The organism is Candidatus Kryptoniota bacterium (genome assembly GCA_036567965.1).
Lineage (GTDB): Bacteria > Bacteroidota > Ignavibacteria > Kryptoniales > JAKASW01 > JAKASW01.
Map to the genome: position 1 here is coordinate 214471 of DATCTN010000030.1, position 23801 is coordinate 238271.

Here is a 23801-nt window from a genome sequence, read left to right on the forward strand (position 1 = left end):
TGTGTCATTGACATAGTATCTTACTGTCATTTGGATTCCCGATAGGAGCGTTCGGGAATGACATTTGTGTTTTTTTTGTGGTAAAGTACTCAACGATGGGACATTTCCGTAGCGTCAAAGTAGCCGACTACCGGGAGGGGAACATTCTTGAGTTTCACTAGGCCCTTATCTAAATTTAACTAAACAAAGGAGTTCATTATGTCGCGCGGAGCGATAATAGCACTGGCAATCCTCGGCGTAATCATTCTAATAGGACTTGGCGTCGTCGGTTGGGGATTCGGAGTGTACAACAAGCTTGTCTCGTACGACGAAAATGTGAAGCAGTCATGGGGACAGGTTGAGAACCAATATCAAAGACGGTTTGACTTGATTCCAAACCTCGTCGAGACTGTGAAAGGTTATGCGAAGCACGAGGAGAGTGTTTTCGAGAATGTGGCGGAAGCCCGCGCGAGCGTCGGCAAGATCACCATTACCCCTGAGGTTCTCTCCGATCCCCAGGCGTTCAGGAGATTTCAACAGGCGCAGGACGCTCTGAGCTCGGCGCTCACCAGACTCATGGCAGTCTCTGAAAACTATCCAAATCTAAAAGCCGATCAGAACTTCCTGTCGTTGCAGGCGCAACTCGAAGGAACTGAAAACAGGATCGCCGTGGAACGCAGACGGTTCAACGAGTCTGTGCAGGGTTACAATGTCCTTGTGCGCACCGTTCCCTCGTCTATCATTGCGTCCTTCGGTGGATTTCACGAGCGCCCGTACTTTGAAGCTACTCAGGGTGCAGCCACCGCGCCGAAAGTGCAGTTCTGATGAACCGAAAATTATTGTTGCGGTTCTTCGTTCTGGTTGCAGCGGTTCTCCTTTCTGCAGTCCGAATCAGCAATGCTCAATCCGTTCCTGCTCTCAGCGCGTATGTCACTGATCTTTCAGGCGTGCTATCGTCTGATCAAATCCAGGCGCTGGATTCTCGACTAAAGACTTATGAAGACACCACTTCAAATCAGATAGTTGTTCTCATTGTAAAATCAGTTCCGGATGGGGACCTTGAGGGTTATTCGATGTCGGTCGCCGAGCATAACAAGATCGGCCAGAAGGGGAGAGACAACGGTGTTCTCTTCACGGTCGATGTCGGCGATCATAAGACCCGGTTCGAAGTTGGATATGGTTTAGAGGGAAGCGTGCCGGACGCAATCGCCAGTTACATAATCGATGAGCTGGTCGTGCCCGATTTTAAAAATGGTGATTACTACAGCGGTATCGACAAAGGTATAACGGCCATGGCTGCCCAAATCGGGGGAACATTCCACGCTGACCTTAAGAAGCACAAGGGTCATGTAAATGCAATTCCGATACTGGTATTTATCTTTTTTGTTTTCATATTCCCGATGCTTTTCGGTAACCGCCGGTATTCCGCCTCGTCGCGCGGGACCAGAAGCGGTTGGTGGATTTTCCCTTTGTTCCTCGGAGGATTCGGAGGAGGAAGATGGGGCGGCGGTGGTTTCGGTGGAGGTGGATTTGGAGGAGGTGGATTCAGCGGAGGCGGCGGATCGTTTGGCGGCGGAGGCGCAAGTGGCAGCTGGTAAAATTCGCAGGCGGCATCTATGCTCATAGTCATGGAAAAGGGGGCGACCGACGAGCAAATCGAACGAGTCGAGGAAAAAATTCGATCGCTCGGCTGGACCCCTCATGAGATTCCAGGCTCGCTGCGGATCGCCATCGGCGTTACCGGCAACAAGGGAGCTGTAGACCCTAGTCTCTTCACAAATCTTCCCGGCGTCGTAGAGTGTATTCCTGTCAGCAGACCCTACAAGCTCGTAAGCAGAGATGTCAAACCGGAAGATACAATTGTCAGGGTTGGTGACGTCGATGTGGGAGGACCTGAACTTGTCGTAATGGCAGGTCCGTGTTCAGTCGAGAGCCGTGATCAAATTATGGAACTCGCGGAGTTTCTCAAATCGCAGGGCGCTAAGGTTCTTCGTGGCGGTGCTTACAAACCGCGTACTTCGCCATATGCCTTCCAGGGATTGAAAGAAGAAGGACTCAAGTATCTCAGGGAAGCCGCTGAGAAATACCACATGGCTATAGTCACCGAGGTGAAGGATACTGAGACGGTCCAACTTGTCAGCGATTATTCCGACATGCTGCAGATAGGTGCGCGCAATATGCACAACTTCTCACTCCTCGAGGCGGTCGGTCGGACCAGAAAACCGATTTTGCTCAAGCGCGGACTCGCTGCGACGATTGAAGAGTGGTTGATGGCGGCGGAGTATATCGCTTCCCAGGGAAATTACAATATCGCTCTCTGCGAACGCGGAATAAGAACTTTTGAAACGTACACAAGAAATACTTTAGACCTCAATGCCGTTCCGCTTGTGAAGCACCTGTCGCATCTTCCGATCATTGTAGACCCGAGTCACGGAACGGGTAGCTGGGAACTTGTTACACCAATGGCTCTCGCCGCTGTTGCAGCCGGAGCGGACGGCCTTCTTGTAGAAGTCCATCCGGCTCCCGAAAAGGCGCTCTCGGACGGCAAGCAATCACTGAAGCCGGAAAAGTTTGCAGAACTGATTAAGAGACTGAAGCAGATTATTCCCGCTGTCAATAAGAGATTTGAAGCATGATTCAAAGAAGAATAATTTCCAGGCAGGAACTCACCAATCTGAGTGCGCAAATTGCCGAGATAGAAAAAAATACTTCGGCTGAGATCCGCGTAGTGGTTCGCCACCGAAAACACTGGAGCGAACGCAAACTTACAGCGCGGCAAGTTGCGGAACGAGAATTTGTGCTTCTCGGGATGTCGAAAACTGACAACAGGTCCGGGATACTGGTTTTCATTCTGGTGAGTGAAAGGCAGTTCGAGCTTCTCGCTGATTCGGGAGTTGTGAAAGTTCTTCCGGATGAGTATTGGACCTCGGTCGCGCAAAAACTCTCCGAACATTTTTCGAAGAGTAATTTTTATCACGGGCTGACGATGTCTCTTTCAGAGATCGGGACGATATTGAAGGATAAGCTTCCGGCCGCCGGGGGAAAATCGAATGAGCTCCCGAACGATATAATCGAGGAATAGAAAGGTGGAGAAGCTGAAACTGGCTGTCGCTCAGATCAGGCCGCGGCTGGGTGATGTCGCGTGGAATCTGGCTCATCACGTAGATTTCGTGGAGCGGGCGCGTGAAGAGGGTTCCAATCTGATTCTATTCCCTGAACTCGGTCTCACAGGCTATTCGGTGCGCGACCTCAATTCCGAGCTTGCGCTTCCTATCAACGACAAAGCGTTTGGCAAGTTCAAAACGTTGAGCAAGAAGATTTCGATAGTTGTCGGCGGAATTGTGCGGGAGGAGACCGGAGCGATAAGAAACGCGCTCATATACTTCGAAGCGGGTGAAATAAAACATGTTCACTTCAAAGTTTATCTCCCAACGTACGGGATCTTTGAGGAACAGCGTTATTTCCTGCCTGGGAAAAAGGTTGAAGCTTTTGATACAAAATTCGGGAAGATCGGGCTCCTGATTTGCGAAGACCTGTGGCACATTTCGCTTCCGTATTTGCTCGCGCTTCAGGGCGCGAAGCTAATCCTTGCTGCTGCCGCGAGTCCTACCCGTCTGTCGGGAGAAGGGAAGGAGCACTCCGCTTACCAGAGTAACAGTGAACAGCACAAGAGTATCTCCCGTCTCCTGAGCGTTTTCCTCGCGTTCACTAACCGTGTCGGTTTTGAAGATGGAGTGAATTTCTGGGGAGGGTCCGAAATCGTTTCGCCCCATGGTGAAGTTCTTGCGGCGTGCAAACTGTACGACGAGGATCTCGTGTCTCACGGAATAGACCTTGCCGAAGTCGACAGGGCCCGACTCTTTGCACGGCATTTCCTCGATGAGGATCCCGCACTCCTGATGTCTCATCTTAAAGATCTGGGTTATTAGCCGGAGCATTCCGCTACTCATTCCCATCTTAAGTGATTGGCGCAATCGACTTGCATGTAGTCATTTAGGGTTCTCGTGCTGCCTTGCAAGTCCGTGCCATGCTTGATAAATTGTTTCGCTGTCCGATGCTTCATTTTGGAAAGGAGATATGATTTTTTTATGAAGAATACTTTGAAGACAGTGTTCTTTATGACATTGATGATGGTGCTCTTCCTGTTCATTGGAAACCTGATCGGAGGCAAGACGGGCCTGACATATGCCTTTATCTTCAGCCTTGCCATGAATTTTTTTGCCTACTGGTTCTCGGATAAGATGGTACTTATGAGCTACAGGGCGAAGCAGGTCAGCGAGGCGGAGGCACCGAGGCTTTTCTCGATGGTTCACCGGCTTGCCACGCGGGCCAGTATCCCGATGCCCAAACTTTATGTGATACCGACGGAAACTCCAAATGCCTTTGCGACTGGAAGGAGCCCGCAGCACGCTGCGGTGGCTGTGACCGAAGGAATCCTGAAGACACTGAACGACGAGGAACTCGAGGCGGTCATCGGCCACGAGTTGTCACACGTTTTGCACCGCGACATTCTTACGTCGACTATTGTTGCGACGTTTGCGGGAGCAATAACATACATCGCGCAAATGTTGAGCTGGTCCATGTTCATTTTCGGAGGACGCGGGCGCGACGACGACTCGTCGGCGCTTGGCGAGCTGTTCGTGATAATAGTCGCTCCCATTGCAGCAATGTTAATACAGCTTGCGATATCGCGTTCGAGGGAATATAAAGCCGACGAATCAGGCGCTCAGCTTTCAATGAAACCACTTTCATTGGCAAGTGCGCTGGGTAAACTTCAGACGGCTGCGCAACAGATACCTATGCAGGCGCAGCCTTCAACCGCCCATTTGTTTATTGTGAATCCCTTAAAGGCAAAATCTTTATCGGGACTCTTCAGCACGCATCCTCCAACTGAGGAGCGGATAGCAAGGCTGGAAGCGTTAGCGGCAGGAAAAAACCTCTACTAAAAATCCAGGAGACATATGGACTCGACGATCTACAAAGAACCGGCACCCATTGAAGATATTGAAAATCCTTTCGAGTCAATGATGCAGCGGTTCGATGTCGCGGCGGAACTTTTGGAGCTTGAACGCGGCGTTTATGAATATTTGAAAACGCCTGTCAAACAGGTGATAGTTTCAATCCCAATTCAGATGGACAGCGGTGAAATTGAAGTCTTTGAGGGATTTCGCGTGATCCACAACGATGCCCTCGGACCGTCCAAAGGCGGAATCAGGTATTCGCCCGATCTGACTCTCGATGAAGTGAAAGCGCTTGCAGCATGGATGACATGGAAATGTTCGATTGCAAATATACCGTTCGGCGGTGCGAAGGGCGGAGTCAGGTGCGACCCTTCAAAGTTGACGCCTGTTGAGCTTGAGAAGATCACCCGCCGCTTCACGGCGAACATGCTGGATGTGTTTGGGCCTGACAAAGACATTCCCGCTCCGGATATGAACACGAATGAGCAGATCATGGCATGGATCATGGACACTTACAGCATGCACAGTCGCAAGACCGAAACCGCCGTTGTCACGGGGAAGCCTTTGATCATCGGCGGGTCACTTGGGCGGCGTGAAGCCACGGGACGCGGAGTGATGGTGATGACCTTCGCCGCAATGGCAAAGAGAGGTCTGAATCCGAAGCAGACGACTTGCGCCGTTCAGGGTTTCGGAAATGTGGGATCGGTTTCTGCTAAACTACTTAGCGAACAGGGCTTGAAAGTGGTCGCGATCAGCGACGTAAGCAGCGGATATTATAATAAGAAAGGCATCGACGTCAACCAGGCGATCGAGTGGGTTCAAAAGCACCGCGTCCTCGAAGGTAGCGGCATCGGGGATTCGATATCGAATGAGGAGCTTCTTGAACTTGAGGTTGATGTCCTTGTGCCGGCGGCCCGCGAGGATCAGATTACTCACAAGAACGCGTCGAAGATAAAGGCGAAGATTATTGTCGAGGGTGCCAATGGCCCGACTGCTGCCAAGGCGGATCCAATACTTGACGGGAATGGAATTCTCGTCGTCCCGGATATTCTGGCGAACTCAGGCGGAGTGACTGTCAGCTATTTTGAGTGGGTGCAGGACCGCCAGGGATACTTCTGGACACTTGACCGGGTCAATAGACGCCTGGAACGAATGATGCACGATGCTTTCACAAATGTCTTCATGTCAGCCGAGAAACACAAAGTGTCTATGCGACTTGGAGCTTACATCCTGGCGATAGACAAAGTTGCCAGGACGCTCAAAGTTCGCGGAATTTACGCGTGATGAAATCGGCACTGGCCATATCAGGATTCGTAATCGTTTCGAGCCTGCTTCCGTGCGCGTCACGGAGCTCCGATCGACCAACGAACTACGAGGTGGTCAGTTCCCACATCGACTCGCTTGTGAATGTCGTGACAGGGATATTGAGGAAGGACAGCATCACCTCGCTTGACTACAGATCGGCACGAAGAGAAATCGATGAGTTTGTTCACCAAAGGGTGTCGGAGGGATTACTTGGAAAGGGGATCAAGCTCCTCTCAGATTCCGCGTCGACTGCGTCGATGAGAGTGACAGTTCCCCTGATGGAAGTTTCCTATTCCGCTCCCGTAAGCTCGCATGTGTTCGGTTCGTCCGACGTCATAAGATCAATACATTCCGAATACTCAGTTGAGATTGTGCTAAAAGATCAAGTCGCATTTTCAAAATCCTTGAGATACTCTTACGTGGACACGATCAGCGAAAGTGAGATCACAGAATTGGAATCTGGTTCGTACAGTTTTCTAAGGGGAAAATTCGAAAATTCCGGAATCCTCGATGACATTCTACAACCAATACTTTTTGTAGCTGCGGCCGGGGTTATCGTCTACCTTTTCTTTACACTCAGAGGGAGTTGAATGAATTTCAAAATTATCTTCGGAGTCTTCTTCTTGATAGGATTCGCTGTGCTCTTGCAGTCGTGCTCTTCAACCGAAGAAGTCATTATTCAGGGTGCAGGGGAAACGTTTCGAACCGGCATGGCGTACTTGCGTGACGGTGCGTATGACAAAGCTAAAAATGAATTCGATATCGTGGTGAAGCAGTATCCGGCGAGCGCTTATGCAGACAGCGCGCAGTACTACCTCGCGGAGACTTATTACGATCGCGAGGAATTTCTGACGGCCGCATTCGAATACCAGAACCTGATCCGTAATTATCCTACGTCCAGACTCGCTCCTCAGGCCCGGTTTCAGGTGGCGAAATGCTATGAGCAACAGTCGCCGAGAGTCGAATTGGACCAGGACAACACGTCCAAAGCGATTGACGCTTTTCAGAGTTTTATAGACTACTATCCCACGAGCCCGCTGGTGAGCGAGGCTGAAAAGGAAATAATGAACCTGAGAAATAAACTTGCGGAGAAAGATTACGCCATAGCGCAACAGTACCAGATTCTTGGATATTACAAAGCGGCGACCGTGTACTACGATGAAATTCTGGATCAGTACCACGATTCGGGTATCGCCGACAAAGCTTCCATCGAGAAAGTAAAAGTTCTGATGATGAGGAAGAAAGACAACGACGCGAAAGCTGCTCTCGAGAAGTTCTATATCATGTTCCCGAATTCCGCACTCAAGACTCAGGCGGACGACCTTGCGAGACAGCTGAACATGTCCGGACAGGTAGGAGTGCAGTAAATGCCCTTACTGATATCGATGCGTCGAAGGGCGGAAGGGAAGCACGACCAAAGTGAATGACGCCGGGTTCGAGCGGAAACCCAAGTCCGTTGGCGAATCGCAGGTGGAAATGATCGAACTTGTTTTGCCAAATGATACCAACCAGCTTGGCAGCCTCCTTGGCGGAAGGTTGATGCACTGGATCGACATCGCCGCGGCAATAGCGGCGAGCAGACACTCCAACCATGTTTGTGTTACAGCGGCCGTCGACGGGATTAGCTTTCTTAATCCGATCAAACTCGGGCAGCTTGTACTCATTAGAGCGAGTGTCAACAGAGTGTTCAACACATCAATGGAGGTTGGAGTGAAGGTTCTTGCCGAGAACCCGTTGACCGGCGAGAGGAAGCATTCCAATTCGGCTTTTCTGACATTCGTGAGCATCGACAATGAAGGCAAGCCTGTGAAATCGGTTCATGTAAAGCCCGAGACTGCGGAAGAGGTTCGTCGTTTTGAGCAGGCGCTATTCCGGCGCGAACAGCGTCTCAAGCATCGTGAGGAGGCAAAGAGAATTTGGTCCGACACCGCCCGCGATCAGGGTTGAACGGATAAAGAAATGGATGACATCGTCGGTCACACTTCGAGGAGGCTCATTGCTCAACTGGCACTTCAAATTGTAATAGTCCTGGCAGCCAGTGGGACCGTTTTCGCCCAAACATACTCTCCCGCGTTTAAGGCAGTCGAATCACAGGCAACCATAGCGCCTCTCGGTCAACTCGTGGTCGGAAATTTCTTCGGGCATACCAGCGTGGCCGCGATTTCAAAATCCGAAAAGGCGATCTATTTCTTTGTGCCTGATTCGATGGAGAACCTGATCCTCACTAATGTCGTTAGCTTGCCTGATACTCCCGTCGCGATTTCGTGCGGCAGCCCGGTGGAGATGGAGAAACCCGATCAGAACCCGGCTACTAGAATTGCTGTCCTCATGAAACCGAACTACGCGTGTCTGGTGCATTTCAGCAAAGATGGTGAGCCGATAGTCTCGCAAGAAATCAAGATCGACTCGCTCTGCACAGGCATAAGGACTGTAGACCTGGAAGCGAGCGGAAAACTCGACATAGTCACATTCGGCCGGTTCTCGCTCGGGATTTCGGTCTCGCTTAACCAGGGAGGCGATTCGTTCGGACAAGCTCAGCCCGTCCGCGGAAGTACGGGGGCTGTACCATTTAACGATATTGCTTTTGCTGATTTCAATGGCGACTTCGTACCCGATATGGCTGCTCTTGATTGGGTCAACCATCGGCTCCTCATCTTCTATGGAAGAGGCGACGGGACTTTTGCGCAGCCAGTGATTTTCAATCTTACCGGCGAGCCTTCAATACTGACAGTGGCTGACCTGAGCGGCAAAGGCTATCCCGACATAGTGGTCGGGTACACACGACAAAATAGGATCGACATTTTCAGCGGCGACGGATTCGGAAGGTTTTTTCTTAGACAGACTTTGAATACCGTCTTTCCAGTAACCTCTTTCGGAATGGCCGATTTCTCAGGTGACGGAACGACTGATATCGCAGCTTACGGGGGCGAGACTAGCGAGGTGACGGTCTTCTGCTACGACCCGGTCGCAAGGATTTTCAGATTTGCCGGTGTCGCCGGATTAGGCCGGGACTACAGGAGCATGACGCCGATCTATTTCCCAACCAGATTCAGAGCGGACATCGTCGCTTCGAGTCCTACTCAGAAATTTCTGAAAGTTTTGAAAAGCGCCGTGAGATTCATTAAGTCCCCTGACATGTTGGTACCTGTCCGGTCTGGCTCCGAGTTTCTGACGGTTTGCGGGGCCGATACCTCAAACTACCTCATCGTAACCGATTCGACCGGTGAAGTAACTTCCAGATATTATTCCGGCAGAGGGACCATGGATGTCCAATCTGAACTTGACTTGCGCACCCGGGGGAAGCCTGCAGAAGTTCAATTACTCTCCTCGGATCCGGTTTATCTCTTGGTTTCGTATGCCGACGCGGGTCTCTTGAACCTGTATGAAATGCCGGGGGACGAAAATGATGTCAGAGAGATTACTGCCGAAACTCAGTTCATGCCCTTCTCGGCAGCGGGAAAAGTCGACGCGCGTTCAGCAGTAGTTGGAGCTGCGTACGTTTCACGCCAGGACAGCGCAGTAGCGGTTTCCGTTTTTACTTCAACCAAGACCAAAGGTGAATTCACCGAGAAGGATTACACCGTGCCCGGTAAATCTAAATATCTAACTTCAACACTGGCGCTCGATCCGACGCAAACCTATTTCGGACTTGTCGAGGCGGGACAGGACACATTGGTTCTCACTCTGGTTAACCTGGAAAGCAATGAGGAAATGTACGACACCGTTTTGGCCTCACGCGGATATTTTTTGGAGACCAGTCCGGGCGGATATCCTTCCTTCGCTGTCGTCAAGAGCGATACATTAGGAGTTTTCAGGATTCATGTAGGCGAATCGCGAACCATCGAGTTGCATCCAATCATAAACATCCCTTTTGCGGGTGGCGACATCGAGAGCATCAGGATTGCACTAAAAGAGTCAACGTGGTTTGTTGCTTACTCGATTCCATCCCAGAACGCGGTCTTTTTATATGTGACAGATGGAGAAACCATTCGGTTTTATAAATCCTGGCACGTTTCCGATGAACCCGCGGATATCGCTATATCGACAGAACAGAATAGGATCTATTTTCTTAATGAGATGGAATCATATGTGTCGGTTCACACGTTCTAGCGGATTCATCTGCTTCCTGATAGTTCTTGCCTTGACCCAGAATGGAATCGCGGCCGGAAAAAAGAAAAGGGTCCAGAAGTTTTTTGAGGATTTCAATACTAAAGGATATAATAAGTGCGGCTTCCATCTACTCGCACACTATTTCGCGTCTCCATCCGCGGACAAATCCTTGAAGTCATTGCTGCAGCAAAGACCCACGAACGACACGAGCATCGTGAGCTCGTCGGGCAGATTCAGGATTCATTTCGACACTACCGGTGGGTCTGAGCCGAGTCTTTATAATTCCTCCAGTCAGCCGATACCGAACAGCTCATTCGCCTTTGCCGATTCAGTGGCCGACATTTGCGATCATGTGTACACCATAGAAGTCGATACTCTCGGATTTCCTCCCCCACCATCAGACAGCGGAGCCGGCGGCGGATACGAATACGACGTCTATGTCCAATCACTCCCGCAAGGAGAATATGGTTACACCGATTGGGATGAAAACCGCCCGATCATCGACAGGACGAATGCGACCTACGCAACGTGGATGGTAATCAGAAATGAATTTCAGACTACCTATACACGCGGGATTCCCGCCTTGAAGGTAACTGTCGCACACGAATTCAATCACGCAATTCAAGTTGGTAATTTCGGATTGTGGCCGAACGATATTTATTTTTACGAGCTTACCTCGACATGGCTCGAGCAGGTGGTTTATCCTGGAATCAGGGATTATTTTCAGTACCTGCCAAACTTCTTCAGCAATGTCGACAGGCCCTTTAACCTTTATGATCCGGATAATTATGCAGGATACGAACGGTGTGTCTTTGGAATCTTTGTTCAGAATGAGTACGGAAGCAGCGTGATGGTAGCGATATGGAATAATATTGGCCGCGAGCAGGTGATCCCGGCGCTTGAAGACGAATTGAATACGGCCGGTCCGGCTAACGTATTTCTACTCTTTGCCCAATGGAATTACTTCACTTCATACAGAGCCGGATCTGCCGGATCGTTCGGCCTGTCTACTTACCCGCTTGCCGCGGCTTATCCTCTCGTCAGTATCGCCGGCTTCGGCACCCTGTCTCAGAGTGGCGTATCGTTTCTCGAGTCGGGACAAAGACTGAGCGAACATTTCTTCCAGATTAATGACGGTCCGGATACAATAGGTATTTCTGTTGCTAACACTAATTTTGGAGCTGCAACTGTTTATGATTCGACTAATTTCCCTTTTTCCGTCGGCATTTCGACAGGGAACTCCGGATGCATCAGAGAGTTGTCCGGCGGTTACTGTGTCTTTCTTTCACCGAGCAACACAAACAATTGGAAAGTTCTGCCTGTCGTGTCAGGCAGCGCACTTGCCGCGACGAATAATCTCGCGTTTCCTCAGCCGTTCAATCCGGCTACTCAATTGTTAAGAGTGCCATATCCTTTTTCTAATACGGTCAATGCAAGTCTTTCCATTTATACCGTTTCAGGCGATTTGATTAAACGACTTACAGGTGATCAGACGATCGATTATTACCTTAGAGGAAAATATTTTACGTGGAATGGTCGAGACAGTAGTGGAAGAATCGTTGGAAGCGGGGTATACATTTACGTGCTCAGCGACGGAACCAATAGCGCTCAGGGTAAAATCGCCGTGGTGAGAAACTGATGATCTTGACAGGCGAACAACTGAAGAAGGTCTACAACAAAAGAGTTGTATTCAGTAATCTTTCCTTCAAGGTGGAATCGGGTCAGACGCTGTCTGTTACCGGACCGAACGGAAGCGGAAAATCCACAGTCTCAAAAATTATCTGTGGAGTCTTATCGCCTACCTCCGGGAAGGTCATCCTGACTGAAGGGAGTAAAACAGTCGACCGGGATGAAATACATCGTCACGTTGGATTCGTTTCACCCTATCTCGAACTCTACGGGGAGTTTACTGCGGCCGAGAATCTCGAAATAGAGATGCGAGCCCGTGGAACCAAGGCAGTTGACGGGAGCGTGGATGAAATTCTTGAATTGGTGGGATTGTTTAATCGAAGGAACGATGAGTTGAGAGGATTCTCGTCGGGAATGAAACAGAGGATGAAATATGCTGCGGCGTTGATCCACCAGCCATCAGTTCTAGTTCTCGATGAACCGACGGCAAATCTCGACCCTGCCGGAATCGAAATGGTTTATACTCTCATCGACCGTTACAGGAAAGACCGGATTGTAATTTTGGCGACGAACGATAAGGATGAGGCGTCGATGGGTGACATTAAAGTTGTGCTCGACCGGAATCCCGGGTCTTCGGGCGGGAAATAAGGAAATGTCGGAAAAGGTCGGAGGAATTAACAAAATCAGAATTACCCTCCCGGTGGAGGGTATGACCTGCGCGAGCTGCGTCCTTCGCGTTGAAAACGCGTTGAAAAAGGTAGAAGGAGTTGAGGACGCCGTCGTGAATCTTGCTACGGAATCCGCATCCATATCTATCGAACCCTCCCGTGTCAATATGGACCTTCTCAAGGAAGCAGTGTCGGATGCTGGTTATAAGATCATTGACACCACAGATGAGGCAGACGCACTGAAAGCCGCTGACAACATTCATAGGAGAGAGTATAACGCTCTCTTAAGCCGGTTCGTAGTTGCCGTGATCTTGTCTGTACCCATAATCATGGGTAGCATGCCGGAAGTTTTTGTCTTTGTAAATACGATCCCGACGGGGTTACGATATCTCATCTTGATGATAATGACGATCCCTGTCATGGCATACTCGGGAAGCAAGTTCTTTCGGGGTTTCTGGACTACGCTCCGTCACGGAACAGCCGACATGAACACACTCGTGTCGGTGGGTACGGCTTCCGCGTTTGCGTACAGCGTCGTCGCAACATTGTGGCCGGCTTATTTCAAATCGACCGGTCAGTCCGCGGACGTGTACTTCGATACGAGTGCGGTAATAATAACTCTGATTCTTCTTGGCAGGTTGCTTGAAGCCCGGGCAAAGTCGAAGTCATCTGAGGCCGTGAGAAAACTGATGGCCCTTCAGCCATCCACTGCACGATTACTTCTTGACGGGAGGGAAGTCGAGCTCCCGATATCAACAATAAAAGTCGGAGATTTGCTGGTTGTGCGGCCGGGGGAAAGAATTCCGGTTGACTCAAAAGTGATATCTGGATTCTCATCAGTAAACGAATCGATGTTGACGGGTGAGAGCATGCCCGTGGAGCGGACGGTCGGCTCAAAAGTTCTCGGCGGCACAATGTGTCTCGATGGTGTACTCACTCTCCAGGCCGAGAAAGTCGGAAGGGAAAGTTTTGTTGCTCGTGTTGCGAAGCTCGTTGAAGAAGCTCAGACTTCGAAACCGCCCGTTCAGAAGCTTGCGGACAGGGTCGCCTCCGTTTTCGTTCCTACAGTGATTGGAATTGCGCTTCTCGCAGGGGTTGTGTGGATGCTCGTCGGCCCCTCTCCTCATCTGGCACATGCTCTGAACGCGTTCGTCGCCGTTCTAATAGTCGCGTGTCCGTGCGCGCTCGGACTCGCAACTCCGACGGCAATTATGGTGGGGACGGGACGGGGTGCGGAGCTCGGACTCCTCGTGAAAGGGAGTGACGCGCTTGAGGAAGCGCGAAAGGTGACGGTTGTCGTCTTCGATAAGACAGGAACGATTACAACAGGCGAGATGCGGGTCGTCGACACAATTTTGGCGGCAAGTATATCAGCGGACGAACTGATCCGCATCGCAGCTATGGCGGAGAGTTACTCCGAACACCCGGCGGGAAAGGCCGTCGTGGAGGAGTCTGTGCATCGCGGTCTGACCGTACGCCCCGCGGTCATCCACGACTTCAAGAATTTTCCCGGACAGGGTGTCGAAATAGTGTACCACGATGCGGCACGCGGTTCGAAAATCCGTGTCGGGAAATATGCCTTTGCGTCCGGCTCATCCGGAGAATCACCGGATGACTTTGAGTCTGACGTGTCCTCGAAGGCCAGAGAACAGGCAGCGACGGTTCTTTACGTCGCGCGGGATTCTGTGATACTCGGCGCTATACTGGTAAGCGACTATGTCCGGGACGGAGCCCGGGAATCGATTGCGGCTGTGAAGAAACTCGGCGCAAAAGTGTACCTCCTTTCCGGCGACAGTGAGTCGTCGGCAAAGAGAGTTGCAGGCATCGTAGGTATCGACAACTTTGTCGCCAATGTTCATCCTGACCAGAAACTGAATGTCATCAAGGATCTTCAGAAATCAAACCGCGCAGTTGCCTTTGTCGGCGACGGAATTAATGACGCACCTGCTCTTGCGCAGGCCGACCTCGGCATAGCCATGGCAAGCGGAACGGATATCGCGATGGAAACTGCTGACATCACTCTCATTAAGAATGATTTGAGACTGGTACCCATGTCAATATCGCTTTCCAGAGAGACTCTCAGAACGATCAAACAGAATTTATTCTGGGCTTTCTTTTACAATATCATTTTGATTCCGCTTGCCGCCGGAGTTCTATTTCCGCTTACCGGCTTTCAACTAAACCCTATGGTTGCATCTGTATCTATGGCACTGAGTTCCGTGACTGTAGTGGGTAATTCGCTTCGATTAAAAAAGAAGAAAATAGACTTTTGAGGATTGAGTTAACTACAAGGAGTCAATAATGTTCGGAATGGGCAACAAGAAAAAAGTACTATCTGTAGAAGGCATGACCTGTCATCACTGTGAAATGACTGTTGAAAAAGCTCTTCTCGAGCTCGATGGTGTCAAGTCCGTGAAAGCGGATCACTCCAAAAAGACCGTCGAAGTACAATACAAGAATGAACTCGACCCTAACGGGGTGAGGGAGAAAGTTGAGAAGGCCGGCTACAAGCTGGTTTCGACGAACTGAGTTTTCCGGGCACGCAAGAATGAAAAAGCCCCGGAGATCATTCCGGGGCCAGGTTTCGAACACTTATTAAATACGGTCCTAGTTCAGACCTTGGGTAGTGGTCCCGGCAGACGCCTGAGGACCCGTCTTCGACTGATATTTGGACGGACACTTGGTTAGCACTTCACTCGCCTGAAAAGCCCCGTTCTCATAACGACCTTTCGCGACGATATCGTTTGCGATTTCGAAGTTGTTCGGCTTCGCCCCGGCGAGTACAACGGGGATCACCGTCTTTTGATCGTCGACTAAATAAAAGTGGAACGTATTGGTGTGAGCATCATAAAATGTATTCATGTCCTTGACCCATGAACCTTTCACCTGTACAGTTCTATGGGTGTTCTCAGCTGCCTTCGCGGTAACGTATTCGATATTGTTTTGCATGAATGAAATCGCGCCGAAGATCACGAACGCAATTATTACGATTCCCGCGACAATATATTTCGCCTTCATTTCACTTTCTCCTTTTCACCTTCAGCTTTCTCATACAACCTGGTGACCTTCTTATCTAAACGAAATAAATAGATAAAAATTCCCAGCCAGATCACCAGGACTATTATCAACACAACGTACAGCGAATGACTATCAAGAAAATTGAATAGCGAATCCATTCAATTGATCTCCTCATTTTTTAATGCAATAAGACTTATCCTGGTTCTAATCTGAAATAACCAGAAGTACAATACACTGAATCCGATCAACGAAGCATAGAAGACGTACCGCATGTTCATGTCCATATACATCTTGCCGTTCGCATTTACTATCGGTGCCGCAGATCCCCCGCCTCCCGGATGAAGACTGAACATGATCCTCGGCATGATGAAGACGAAGAAGGGTACGGTAACAAACGCGATTATGGAGTAAACCGCGGATAGTGTTGCGCGCCGCTCCTCATTGTCAAGCGCGCTCCGCAGAGAGAAATAGGCACCGTATATTAGAAGAAGAACGAATATTGAGGTCTCCCTCGGATCCCAGTTCCAGAAGCTACCCCAATTGAATCTCGCCCAAATGGATCCCGTGATCGTGGCCAGGATGCTGAATATGAAGCCGAGCTCAGCCGATGTTACCGATTTGACATCTGCCTTGATGTCTTTCTTTCGCAGATACGAGATACCGTACCACATCGACATAAAGAACGCGAGCACGGCGAGCCACGACATCGGGACATGGAAGAATATGATCCGCGCTTTCGGGCCGAGGCCCGGTATGTCGCCGATCGGCATGGCGAACCCGAACGCGACGACCGCGGCGATCCATATGCCCAATCCAATTTTCATCCAGTTTTTCATCAATCTCTCCATACGAAGTCAAACAGAACAATCGCAGCTGTTGTAACGACCACCGAATATGAAAGCATAATTTTAAAATCGTCAAGTGCTTCAACGAGTCCCGCGCCTTCAACAGATAGTCTTGTCGCGTCAATAACGCTCATCAAAAGCGGAAGTAGAATCGGGAACGAAAGAACGGGGTAAAGGGTGCCTTTCGAATTCGCCTTCGAGATAATGGCTGCGATGAACGTTGACGCCGACGCGAGTCCGAAACTCCCGAGCAGAATGGTCACCACGAAAATCAGAGGCGCCCGCACCACAAACGAAGGCATCGTCAACATATAGACGATGACGATCATTGCGTTGAGAAGATAAATCAGAAGGGCGTTGAAAGACAATTTCCCTACAAAGACAGACAGGGGAGTTGCCCACAGCTGGAGCGTCATTGTCGTGCCTCGCTCTTCTTCGCTGACGAAGGACCGCGACAGTCCGCTCATGGCTGCAAAGAAAATAATGATCCACAGAATTCCGGCGGATAATCCCGGTGAAATACTTTCACCGGCAGTAGAAAACAGTATGATAGAAAGCGTAACGACGACGAACATAATGAGCGAATTAAGCGCATATCGGGTTCGCAACTCACTATGGAGATCTTTGGTAAAGACTGCAGCGGCACCTCTCATGGAATCCAAGATAATTTTACTGCGAATTATCTTCAAGGAAGCGAGTGCCGACACAATTTAGAGTACCTCGTTGCGCATGACCTGATTCAGCGTCTAATTGTGAATCCCAAAACTAAATGCGCTTGGTGATTAGAGATGAGAATTCGTCATGTTCGTCGAGCCGCCATCTCGGGCTTCAAAAGCGCTCTTTCGTTGGAACGGGATCACTCGGGAACTGGTTACACCCATGATGTAATACAGTCACAGACTTCAGGTATTTCTTGTAGACCTCGCCGCGAAGTATTAAATTTACACGTTTCGGAGAGGTGCGAGAGTGGTTTCCCGAAGGTCCGAAGGACTCCTTTGGAGGACTCCTTCGGAGGAATCGGCCGGACTCGATCTCGAGAAAAGAGCTTGTGGGACGGTGAAGAATGATGTGCGACAAATTCTGTGAAATGATGAGGGAGTTGTGTTTTCTACATATATTCTCCAAAGCCTGAGAGATTCAAGCTATTATTATGGACAGTGCAAAGATATTGAAAGACGACTTAAAGAACACAATAGCGGCAGATCTCAGTACACGAAGGGTCATGTGCCGTATGTTCTACTATATTTTGAGGAGTTCGAGACGAGGAAGGAGGCAGCAGCAAGAGAGAGATTCTTCAAGTCGATAGATGGCTACATATGGCTGAAGCATAAAGGGATCACGAAATAGAAGATTGGAGAGGTGCGAGAGTGGTTGAATCGGCCGGTCTCGAAAACCGGAATGCCCTTCGGGGTATCGAGGGTTCGAATCCCTCCCTCTCCGCGGCTCTTTTTGGCGAAGGTTTTTCCGGAGAGGTGCAGGAGTGGCTTAACTGGCACGCCTGGAGAGCGTGAGTGCAGGCAACTGTACCGTGGGTTCGAATCCCACCCTCTCCGCATAGTTTTCATCTCGGTCTGAGGGGTTAGCCGGTAGTAATTTTGTAAATGTGCTCGCCTTGCAATAATGGACTGGAACTCAAAATAAGTCGTTTTTACCGTCATGAGGGTGAGACAACCGCAATTCTTGATTTTTACTTTGGACGGGAATATCTTCCATCAGGCTGACAAGACATGAGCACAGACGAATTCGATTACACATTCGACGACGAGTACGACGAATTTGAGAAGCGCAATATCAACGAGGAGATAAAGCGGCTTCGAAGGGAAGAGCCGAATTTCTCGAGCATTGCAGCGCTCGAAGAAATAGTCGACTATTTCATGAGTCAGGAAAAATATGAAGACGCTCTCTTCTTCGCAAACAAGCTCATCGATGTCATGCCGGCAAGCGCGGAGAACTGGTTCAGACGCGGCGAGATCAGTGAGGCTCTCGGCAAGTTCGACGATGCGCTCCATGATTATGGAAAAGCACTCGAGTACAACCCGATCGAAGTAGACGCCCTCATCGGAAAGGCAAGCTGCCTCCAGGTACTGGACAGATTTGAAGAGGCTCTCGACACGGTTGAACGGGCGCTGGACATCGACCCCGGCAGTTACGAGGCATTGATGAACCAGGGGATTATACTCGAGAAGCTTCAACGCTATGATGATGCGTCAAAAGTTTTCAAGTACCTGACTGAACTCGATTCGTCGGACAAAGACGCCTGGTTTGAGCTGGCGTACTGTTACGACTATCTCGATTTGCCGGAGAAATCGATGAGGTGCTACGACAGGGTGATCGAGCTCGATCCGTATAACCACAGAGCCTGGTACAACCGCGGGATTGCATTGAACGCGCTGGGGAAATACCAGACCGCGGTCGAAAGTTACGACATGGCGATCGCGATCGACGAGAAGTTCGGTGCCGCATGGTACAACCGGAGTAATGCCCTCCTCAGCATGGGCAAGCTCCGCGAGGCGATCGAAAGCTATAAAATAACCTTGAAGTACGAGCCTAAGGATGTTGCGAGCTGGCATAATATGGCGACGGCTTACGAGGAGCTCGGCGAGTACAAAGACGCAGTGAGATGTTATACCGAGGGTTTGAAAATAGATCCCGAGCATGTCGAGTCTCTGTTTGGTCGGGCGGTTTGTTACGATGCGCTCAGCATGTACAGGAAAGCGCTCTCGGATTTCAACCGGGCTGCGGAGCTCAATGACACTGACGCAGATGTTTGGCATGCAAGAGGAGATGTTGAGTTTACCCTGGAGCTGTTTGCTGACGCGGTTAGGAGTTACACCAGGGTGACGGAACTGGACAAGGATAATGTCGACGGATGGCTGGATCTCGGCGACGCTCTTGTGGAATGTGAGAAGTTTCAGGAGGCGCTGAAATCTTACGATAAGGCTATTTCTCTGTCGCCTGAATGGGGAGAAGTGTATTACCAGAAGTGCAAATGCTGTCTGGAAATCGGCTCTTTCCCTGAAGCCATCGCCTGCGCGAGAAAGTCACTCGAGTTGGAGCCTCATAAAATAAATACATTCTTCCAGGATTTCGGGCAGATTCAGCATTCGAATCCTGAAATACTTATTAAGTTCGTATTCCCGGTGTATGAGTGGTTGGTGAATGAAAAGAAGTACAAAGAGTCACGCTAGACTCGTAGGCATAATAGGCCACCCGATCTCCCACAGCTGGTCGCCAGAGATCCACGAGACAGCATTCAAGCTCACAAAACAGAGCTATTCTTATCTCGCGTTCGACGTTCTGCCGAAGAATTTGCGAGAAGCATTGAGAGGAATGGTCGCTCTCGGAATTGTCGGCCTGAATGTCACGGTACCGCATAAAGAAGCGGTTATCGCGTTCCTCGACGAAGTCTCTTCGGATGCCAGACTGGTTGGCGCAGTGAACACGGTATATGTAGAGAACGACTCCCTTGTAGGTCATAATACAGATGTCGACGGAGTGGTGGAGGCCTTGAAACCTTATCGTGATGAGCTCGCCGACCAGAGCGTGACGATCTTCGGTGCGGGCGGGGGCGCTCGCGCGGTGGTTTACTCTCTTCTCACTTATTTTCACCCGGCCCAGATCTTCGTTATAAACCGCGACACGTCGCGTGCTGAGCTGTTGAGAAAGTTCTTCCTTGATTCGCAGAACTATCCGCACATCAAAGTAGTCGAGCTCCATAATCCTGAAGAGGCGAGCGCCATTGAAATGAGTCGACTTGTCGTGAACGCGACGCCGGTGGGTATGACCCCGTCCACCGATGAAAGTATGCTCAGCGGAGATTACAAAGACTTCGAGGGGAAGATTTTCTTCGATCTCGTGTACAACCCCGTCATGACTCAATTCCTGAAGATCGCGAAACGGAAGAACGCGATCGTGGTCAACGGCATAGAGATGCTGTACAATCAGGCGGCGAAGGCGTTCGAACTGTGGACAGGCATACCGATGCCGCTCGAGAAAGTCCGTGCGAAGCTTGATCGGAGATTCATGGGGACGAATCTCGAAAAGGTCAAGGCCTGAGTCAGGACTTTTTACCTGCCATCAGCGCGTCGATTATCACCAATGCGTCATCCAGAGGATGAACCGAGAAGGGATCCGATTCTCGCCGCGTGACGCTCGTCGCCAGCCTCTGTGCCGCCGCGCGGACATTACTCGGGAAATCAACCATGCCGGCAATTCTTACCAGCACTTCCGAGGTGCTCATCGGCCCGGCCGGGTTTCGAGCAAGGGTGAATGCTTTTCCTACGGCTCTCCTCGCGCACACCCGTGCTTTCCCCTCGTTCCCTTCGTCGAGTGACTGCCGCACCAGCGCGAGCTCGTCAAGAACGTCCTGCGGCAAGTCAGGCGTCACCGTTGGCACCCCGCGCATGAGGTGAAAGGTACTCGGAGAGGTATTTAGCCGTGTACGACTTCTTGTTCTCAATGACGGTATGTGGAGATCCTTCTGCGACGATGTACCCTCCCATGTCCCCACCCTCCGGCCCGAGATCGATGATCCAGTCCGCACACTTTACAACGTCCAGATTATGTTCCACTACTATGACCGTATTGCCTTTGTCGACGAGCTTCTGGAGTAAGTCGAGAAGAATTCTTATGTCCTCGAAGTGAAGGCCCGTAGTAGGTTCGTCGAGTATGTAAAGCGTTTTTCCGGTCGCGACTTTTGAAAGTTCAGTTGCAAGTTTCACGCGCTGTGCCTCTCCTCCCGAAAGTGTGGTCGAAGACTGACCAAGTCTGATGTAGCCCAGGCCCACTTCATTCATGGTTCTGAGTTTCCTGTTTATTGCAGGTATGTCTTCAAACAGGCTCATCGCATCTTCGACGGTCATTTCGAGAACGTCAGCGATAGTCTTGCCTTTGTATCTTACGTCAAGTGTCGCCGCGCTGAAGCGCTTGCCGTTGCAAACCTCGCACTTTACGTAAACGTCGGGTAGGAAGCTCATTTCGATTTTCCTGAGTCCATCTCCTTCACATGCGGGGCATCGTCCTTCCTGGACGTTAAACGAGAATCTGCCGGGCCTGTAACCTCGTATCTTTGATTCGGGAAGCTGGGCGAACAGATCACGTATGGCCGTGAATACACCTACATAGGTCGCGGGATTCGATCTCGGAGTCCGGCCGATCGGCGATTGGTCGACATCGACAACTTTGTCAATCAGATCCATTCCGGATATGGATTTGTAGGGAAGGGGTTGGTCAGCAAGTCGGTAAAAATATTTTCCCAGAATCCTGTAAAGAGTGTCGTTGATCAAACTTGATTTCCCCGAACCGCTTACGCCTGTAATGCAAATGAACGAACCTATAGGAAACTTTATTTCGATGTTCTTGAGATTATTGCCTGTCGCGCCTTTCAAGACGATGAACGAACCGTTCGGTGTTCTCAACTCCTTTTCCGGTCTGACGGGTATCTCCTTTTCATTTCTAAGGTAAGCCGCTGTGAGTGAATTTTCCTTCTCGGAAAGAAGCTCCGAAAGGGTGCCAGCTTTCACCAGTCTCCCGCCGTGCTCGCCGGCGCCTGGTCCAAGATCAACGATGTAATCGGCATTCTCCATCGTTTCCCTGTCGTGTTCCACGACGATAACCGTATTACCAAGATCGCGGAGTGCTTTAAGTGAATTGATCAGCCGCAAATTGTCGCGCTGGTGCAGACCGATCGAGGGTTCGTCAATCACGTAAAGCACTCCTGTCAATTGCGATCCGATCTGTGTGGCGAGCCGGATCCGCTGCGATTCACCTCCCGACAATGAACCCGAGGACCGGTTGATATTCAGGTAGTTCAACCCGACATTTAGCAGAAACCTCAACCTCGTCCGTATTTCGTGGAGAATCGGCTGGGAGATCTTCTGGGCCCTTCTGTCAAGTTTGAGGTCTTCGAATTTAGTCGCAACCTTATCAAGCGAATCTTTGACCACCGCACCAATAGTGAGTTCCTCTTTTGCCGCATCGATGATCCTGACGAATCTGCTTTCCGCCCGAAGTCTCGATCCGTTGCATTCGTTGCACTCGGTAAGAGGGAGGTTCGCTTCAACATTCCGAAATTCATTTCCGAAATACACTTCGAAGTCGAGATTCTGGAGCATCGGTATCAAGCCTTCGAATTTTGTCGCGAGATTTGAGATCGACACTCCGGAGAATTTCACACCCTTCGTCGAGTTCTTGGGATTCTTCCCGAAAAAGAGGAGACTCCGGACCTCCGAGTCGAATTCTTTGAAAGGAGTATTCGTATTGACCTTGAACGGCTCAAGGACGCTGTTCAAAAGGCTCAGGAGGAAGAAATCTTCGCGCTTCGGAAATAGGAGCGCGCCATCGGTGATCGAGAGGTTCGGATCCACCACGAGCGCATCTGATGTGATGTTCCTGCTCAAGCCCGTGCCGTTGCACGTCCTGCACATTCCGAATTTGGAGTTGAATGAAAAAGAATTGGGTGCAAGGTCAGGATAACTTCTCCCGCATTTCGGACACGACCTGAGGCGGCTGTAAAACTGATCTCGTTTCGTGTCGTGATCGAATACGATTATTCTCCCGCTTCCTCGTTCCAGTGCAAGCTTGAGAGATTCTCTCAGTCGCGTGAGCGCTTTCTTCTGTATGCGGAGTTTATCGATGACCAGCTCGATGGTGTGAGTGCCGTATCTCGACAACTCGAGCCCGTCCTTCAAATCGCGCAGACTCCCATCCGTTCTGACCTGCACGAATCCTTCGGCGAGAAGTTCCCTAAACAGCTCGCGGTAATGGCCCTTTCTGCCGATCACAAGAGGGGCGAGAAGCAATATGTTTTTGCCGTTGAAGTCGGACATCAGTGACTGGAGAATTTGATCTGGAGTTTGTTGTTCGACCGGAATGTTGCAGTCCACGCAGAACTGGGTTCCCACTTTTGCGAAAAGAAGTCTGATATAGTCGTAGATTTCCGTAACGGTCCCCACAGTCGAGTGAGGATTCGAACTTATTGTCTTCTGGTCGATGGCGACTGACGGACTCAACCCCTCGATGAGGTCGACTTCGGGCCTCTCGAGTATCTGGAGAAATTGCCGCGCGTAGGCCATCATGGTTTCAAGGTATCGGCGCTGCCCCTCGGCATAAATCGTATCGAATGCGAGGGAAGACTTTCCGCTTCCGCTCAGGCCCGTGATGACGATGAACTTGTCGCGAGGTAGATCGAGATCGATTGATTTGAGGTTATGTTGTCGCGCGCCTCGAATTATGATCTTGCTTGTATCGGGGATCTTCTTCATCTGAACCGTGAATTTATCCAGAAT

General features: G+C 50.4%; 24 protein-coding genes and 2 tRNA genes. 20 read left to right on the forward strand and 6 right to left on the reverse strand.

Going from position 1 to position 23801, the window contains the following annotated elements; translation table 11 throughout:
- Window positions 1-198 precede the first annotated feature (198 nt).
- The 15 genes from VIS48_14595 to VIS48_14665 all read left to right on the forward strand — a co-directional run bounded on the left by VIS48_14595 (window position 199) and on the right by VIS48_14665 (window position 15181).
- Complete coding sequence (locus tag VIS48_14595; protein ID HEY9167381.1) at window positions 199-804, forward strand: LemA family protein; 606 nt, start codon at window positions 199-201, stop codon at window positions 802-804.
- Window positions 804-1577, forward strand: coding sequence for a TPM domain-containing protein (locus tag VIS48_14600; GenBank protein ID HEY9167382.1), 774 nt, complete (start codon window positions 804-806; stop codon window positions 1575-1577). Before VIS48_14595 ends, VIS48_14600 begins: the two co-directional genes overlap by 1 nt.
- Window positions 1578-1595: 18 nt before the next feature.
- On the forward strand, window positions 1596-2615 hold the full coding sequence (gene aroF / locus VIS48_14605) for a 3-deoxy-7-phosphoheptulonate synthase (GenBank protein ID HEY9167383.1): 1020 nt from the start codon (window positions 1596-1598) through the stop codon (window positions 2613-2615).
- Complete coding sequence (locus VIS48_14610) at window positions 2612-3061, forward strand: TPM domain-containing protein (GenBank protein HEY9167384.1); 450 nt, start codon at window positions 2612-2614, stop codon at window positions 3059-3061. Before aroF ends, VIS48_14610 begins: the two co-directional genes overlap by 4 nt.
- A 4-nt stretch (window positions 3062-3065) precedes the next feature.
- Entirely contained in the window at window positions 3066-3908 is an 843-nt protein-coding gene (locus VIS48_14615; protein ID HEY9167385.1) for a nitrilase-related carbon-nitrogen hydrolase, read from the forward strand.
- A 159-nt stretch (window positions 3909-4067) separates the two neighbouring features.
- Window positions 4068-4925, forward strand: coding sequence for a zinc metalloprotease HtpX (gene htpX, locus VIS48_14620; GenBank protein HEY9167386.1), 858 nt, complete (start codon window positions 4068-4070; stop codon window positions 4923-4925).
- A 15-nt stretch (window positions 4926-4940) separates the two neighbouring features.
- Complete coding sequence (locus VIS48_14625; protein HEY9167387.1) at window positions 4941-6224, forward strand: Glu/Leu/Phe/Val dehydrogenase; 1284 nt, start codon at window positions 4941-4943, stop codon at window positions 6222-6224.
- Window positions 6224-6835 carry a hypothetical protein gene (locus VIS48_14630; protein ID HEY9167388.1) on the forward strand — a complete coding sequence of 204 codons (612 nt, stop codon included), beginning with the start codon at window positions 6224-6226 and terminating at the stop codon, window positions 6833-6835. Before VIS48_14625 ends, VIS48_14630 begins: the two co-directional genes overlap by 1 nt.
- A complete protein-coding gene (gene bamD / locus VIS48_14635) occupies window positions 6836-7612 on the forward strand; it encodes an outer membrane protein assembly factor BamD (protein ID HEY9167389.1) in 777 nt (258 codons plus the stop codon).
- Between the two features lie 109 nt (window positions 7613-7721).
- The gene (locus VIS48_14640) at window positions 7722-8192 is read left to right on the forward strand and encodes an acyl-CoA thioesterase (GenBank protein HEY9167390.1); all 471 of its coding nucleotides are present in this window, start codon (window positions 7722-7724) and stop codon (window positions 8190-8192) included.
- Between the two features lie 12 nt (window positions 8193-8204).
- Window positions 8205-10355, forward strand: coding sequence for a VCBS repeat-containing protein (locus VIS48_14645; GenBank protein HEY9167391.1), 2151 nt, complete (start codon window positions 8205-8207; stop codon window positions 10353-10355).
- Window positions 10333-11994 carry an MXAN_6640 family putative metalloprotease gene (locus tag VIS48_14650; protein HEY9167392.1) on the forward strand — a complete coding sequence of 554 codons (1662 nt, stop codon included), beginning with the start codon at window positions 10333-10335 and terminating at the stop codon, window positions 11992-11994. Before VIS48_14645 ends, VIS48_14650 begins: the two co-directional genes overlap by 23 nt.
- Window positions 11994-12632: an ABC transporter ATP-binding protein gene (locus tag VIS48_14655; protein ID HEY9167393.1), complete on the forward strand. Its 639-nt coding sequence runs from the start codon at window positions 11994-11996 to the stop codon at window positions 12630-12632. Before VIS48_14650 ends, VIS48_14655 begins: the two co-directional genes overlap by 1 nt.
- A gap of 4 nt (window positions 12633-12636) precedes the next feature.
- Window positions 12637-14925 (forward strand): heavy metal translocating P-type ATPase, encoded by a 2289-nt coding sequence (locus VIS48_14660; protein ID HEY9167394.1) that lies wholly within the window; start codon window positions 12637-12639, stop codon window positions 14923-14925.
- A gap of 28 nt (window positions 14926-14953) precedes the next feature.
- Window positions 14954-15181, forward strand: a complete 228-nt coding sequence (locus tag VIS48_14665) for a heavy metal-associated domain-containing protein (GenBank protein ID HEY9167395.1) — start codon at window positions 14954-14956, stop codon at window positions 15179-15181.
- A 78-nt stretch (window positions 15182-15259) separates the two neighbouring features.
- Here VIS48_14665 and VIS48_14670 read toward each other — a convergent pair whose 3' ends face one another.
- Genes VIS48_14670 through VIS48_14685 form a run of 4 tightly spaced genes read right to left on the reverse strand, consistent with a single transcriptional unit; the run spans window position 15260 to window position 17168 of the window.
- Window positions 15260-15670, reverse strand: coding sequence for a cytochrome c maturation protein CcmE (locus VIS48_14670; GenBank protein HEY9167396.1), 411 nt, complete (start codon window positions 15668-15670; stop codon window positions 15260-15262).
- A complete protein-coding gene (locus VIS48_14675; protein HEY9167397.1) occupies window positions 15667-15828 on the reverse strand; it encodes a CcmD family protein in 162 nt (53 codons plus the stop codon). Before VIS48_14675 ends, VIS48_14670 begins: the two co-directional genes overlap by 4 nt.
- Window positions 15829-16506 carry a cytochrome c biogenesis protein gene (locus tag VIS48_14680; GenBank protein ID HEY9167398.1) on the reverse strand — a complete coding sequence of 226 codons (678 nt, stop codon included), beginning with the start codon at window positions 16504-16506 and terminating at the stop codon, window positions 15829-15831.
- The gene (locus tag VIS48_14685) at window positions 16506-17168 is read right to left on the reverse strand and encodes a heme exporter protein CcmB (protein ID HEY9167399.1); all 663 of its coding nucleotides are present in this window, start codon (window positions 17166-17168) and stop codon (window positions 16506-16508) included. The genes VIS48_14680 and VIS48_14685 overlap by 1 nt, the downstream gene beginning before the upstream one ends.
- Window positions 17169-17616: 448 nt before the next feature.
- Here VIS48_14685 and VIS48_14690 point away from each other — a divergent pair, with 448 nt between their 5' ends.
- The 5 genes from VIS48_14690 to aroE all read left to right on the forward strand — a co-directional run bounded on the left by VIS48_14690 (window position 17617) and on the right by aroE (window position 20571).
- Window positions 17617-17862 carry a GIY-YIG nuclease family protein gene (locus tag VIS48_14690; protein HEY9167400.1) on the forward strand — a complete coding sequence of 82 codons (246 nt, stop codon included), beginning with the start codon at window positions 17617-17619 and terminating at the stop codon, window positions 17860-17862.
- 6 nt (window positions 17863-17868) lie between these two features.
- A tRNA-Ser gene (locus VIS48_14695) sits at window positions 17869-17955 on the forward strand.
- A gap of 26 nt (window positions 17956-17981) precedes the next feature.
- A tRNA-Ser gene (locus VIS48_14700) sits at window positions 17982-18068 on the forward strand.
- 174 nt (window positions 18069-18242) lie between these two features.
- Window positions 18243-19703, forward strand: a complete 1461-nt coding sequence (locus VIS48_14705; GenBank protein ID HEY9167401.1) for a tetratricopeptide repeat protein — start codon at window positions 18243-18245, stop codon at window positions 19701-19703.
- Window positions 19675-20571 (forward strand): shikimate dehydrogenase, encoded by an 897-nt coding sequence (aroE, locus tag VIS48_14710; GenBank protein ID HEY9167402.1) that lies wholly within the window; start codon window positions 19675-19677, stop codon window positions 20569-20571. Before VIS48_14705 ends, aroE begins: the two co-directional genes overlap by 29 nt.
- Window position 20572: 1 nt before the next feature.
- Here aroE and VIS48_14715 read toward each other — a convergent pair whose 3' ends face one another.
- Both VIS48_14715 and uvrA read right to left on the reverse strand, forming a co-directional pair.
- The gene (locus tag VIS48_14715) at window positions 20573-20902 is read right to left on the reverse strand and encodes a hypothetical protein (protein ID HEY9167403.1); all 330 of its coding nucleotides are present in this window, start codon (window positions 20900-20902) and stop codon (window positions 20573-20575) included.
- Entirely contained in the window at window positions 20892-23777 is a 2886-nt protein-coding gene (uvrA, locus tag VIS48_14720; GenBank protein HEY9167404.1) for an excinuclease ABC subunit UvrA, read from the reverse strand. Before uvrA ends, VIS48_14715 begins: the two co-directional genes overlap by 11 nt.
- Between the last annotated feature and the right edge of the window lie 24 nt (window positions 23778-23801).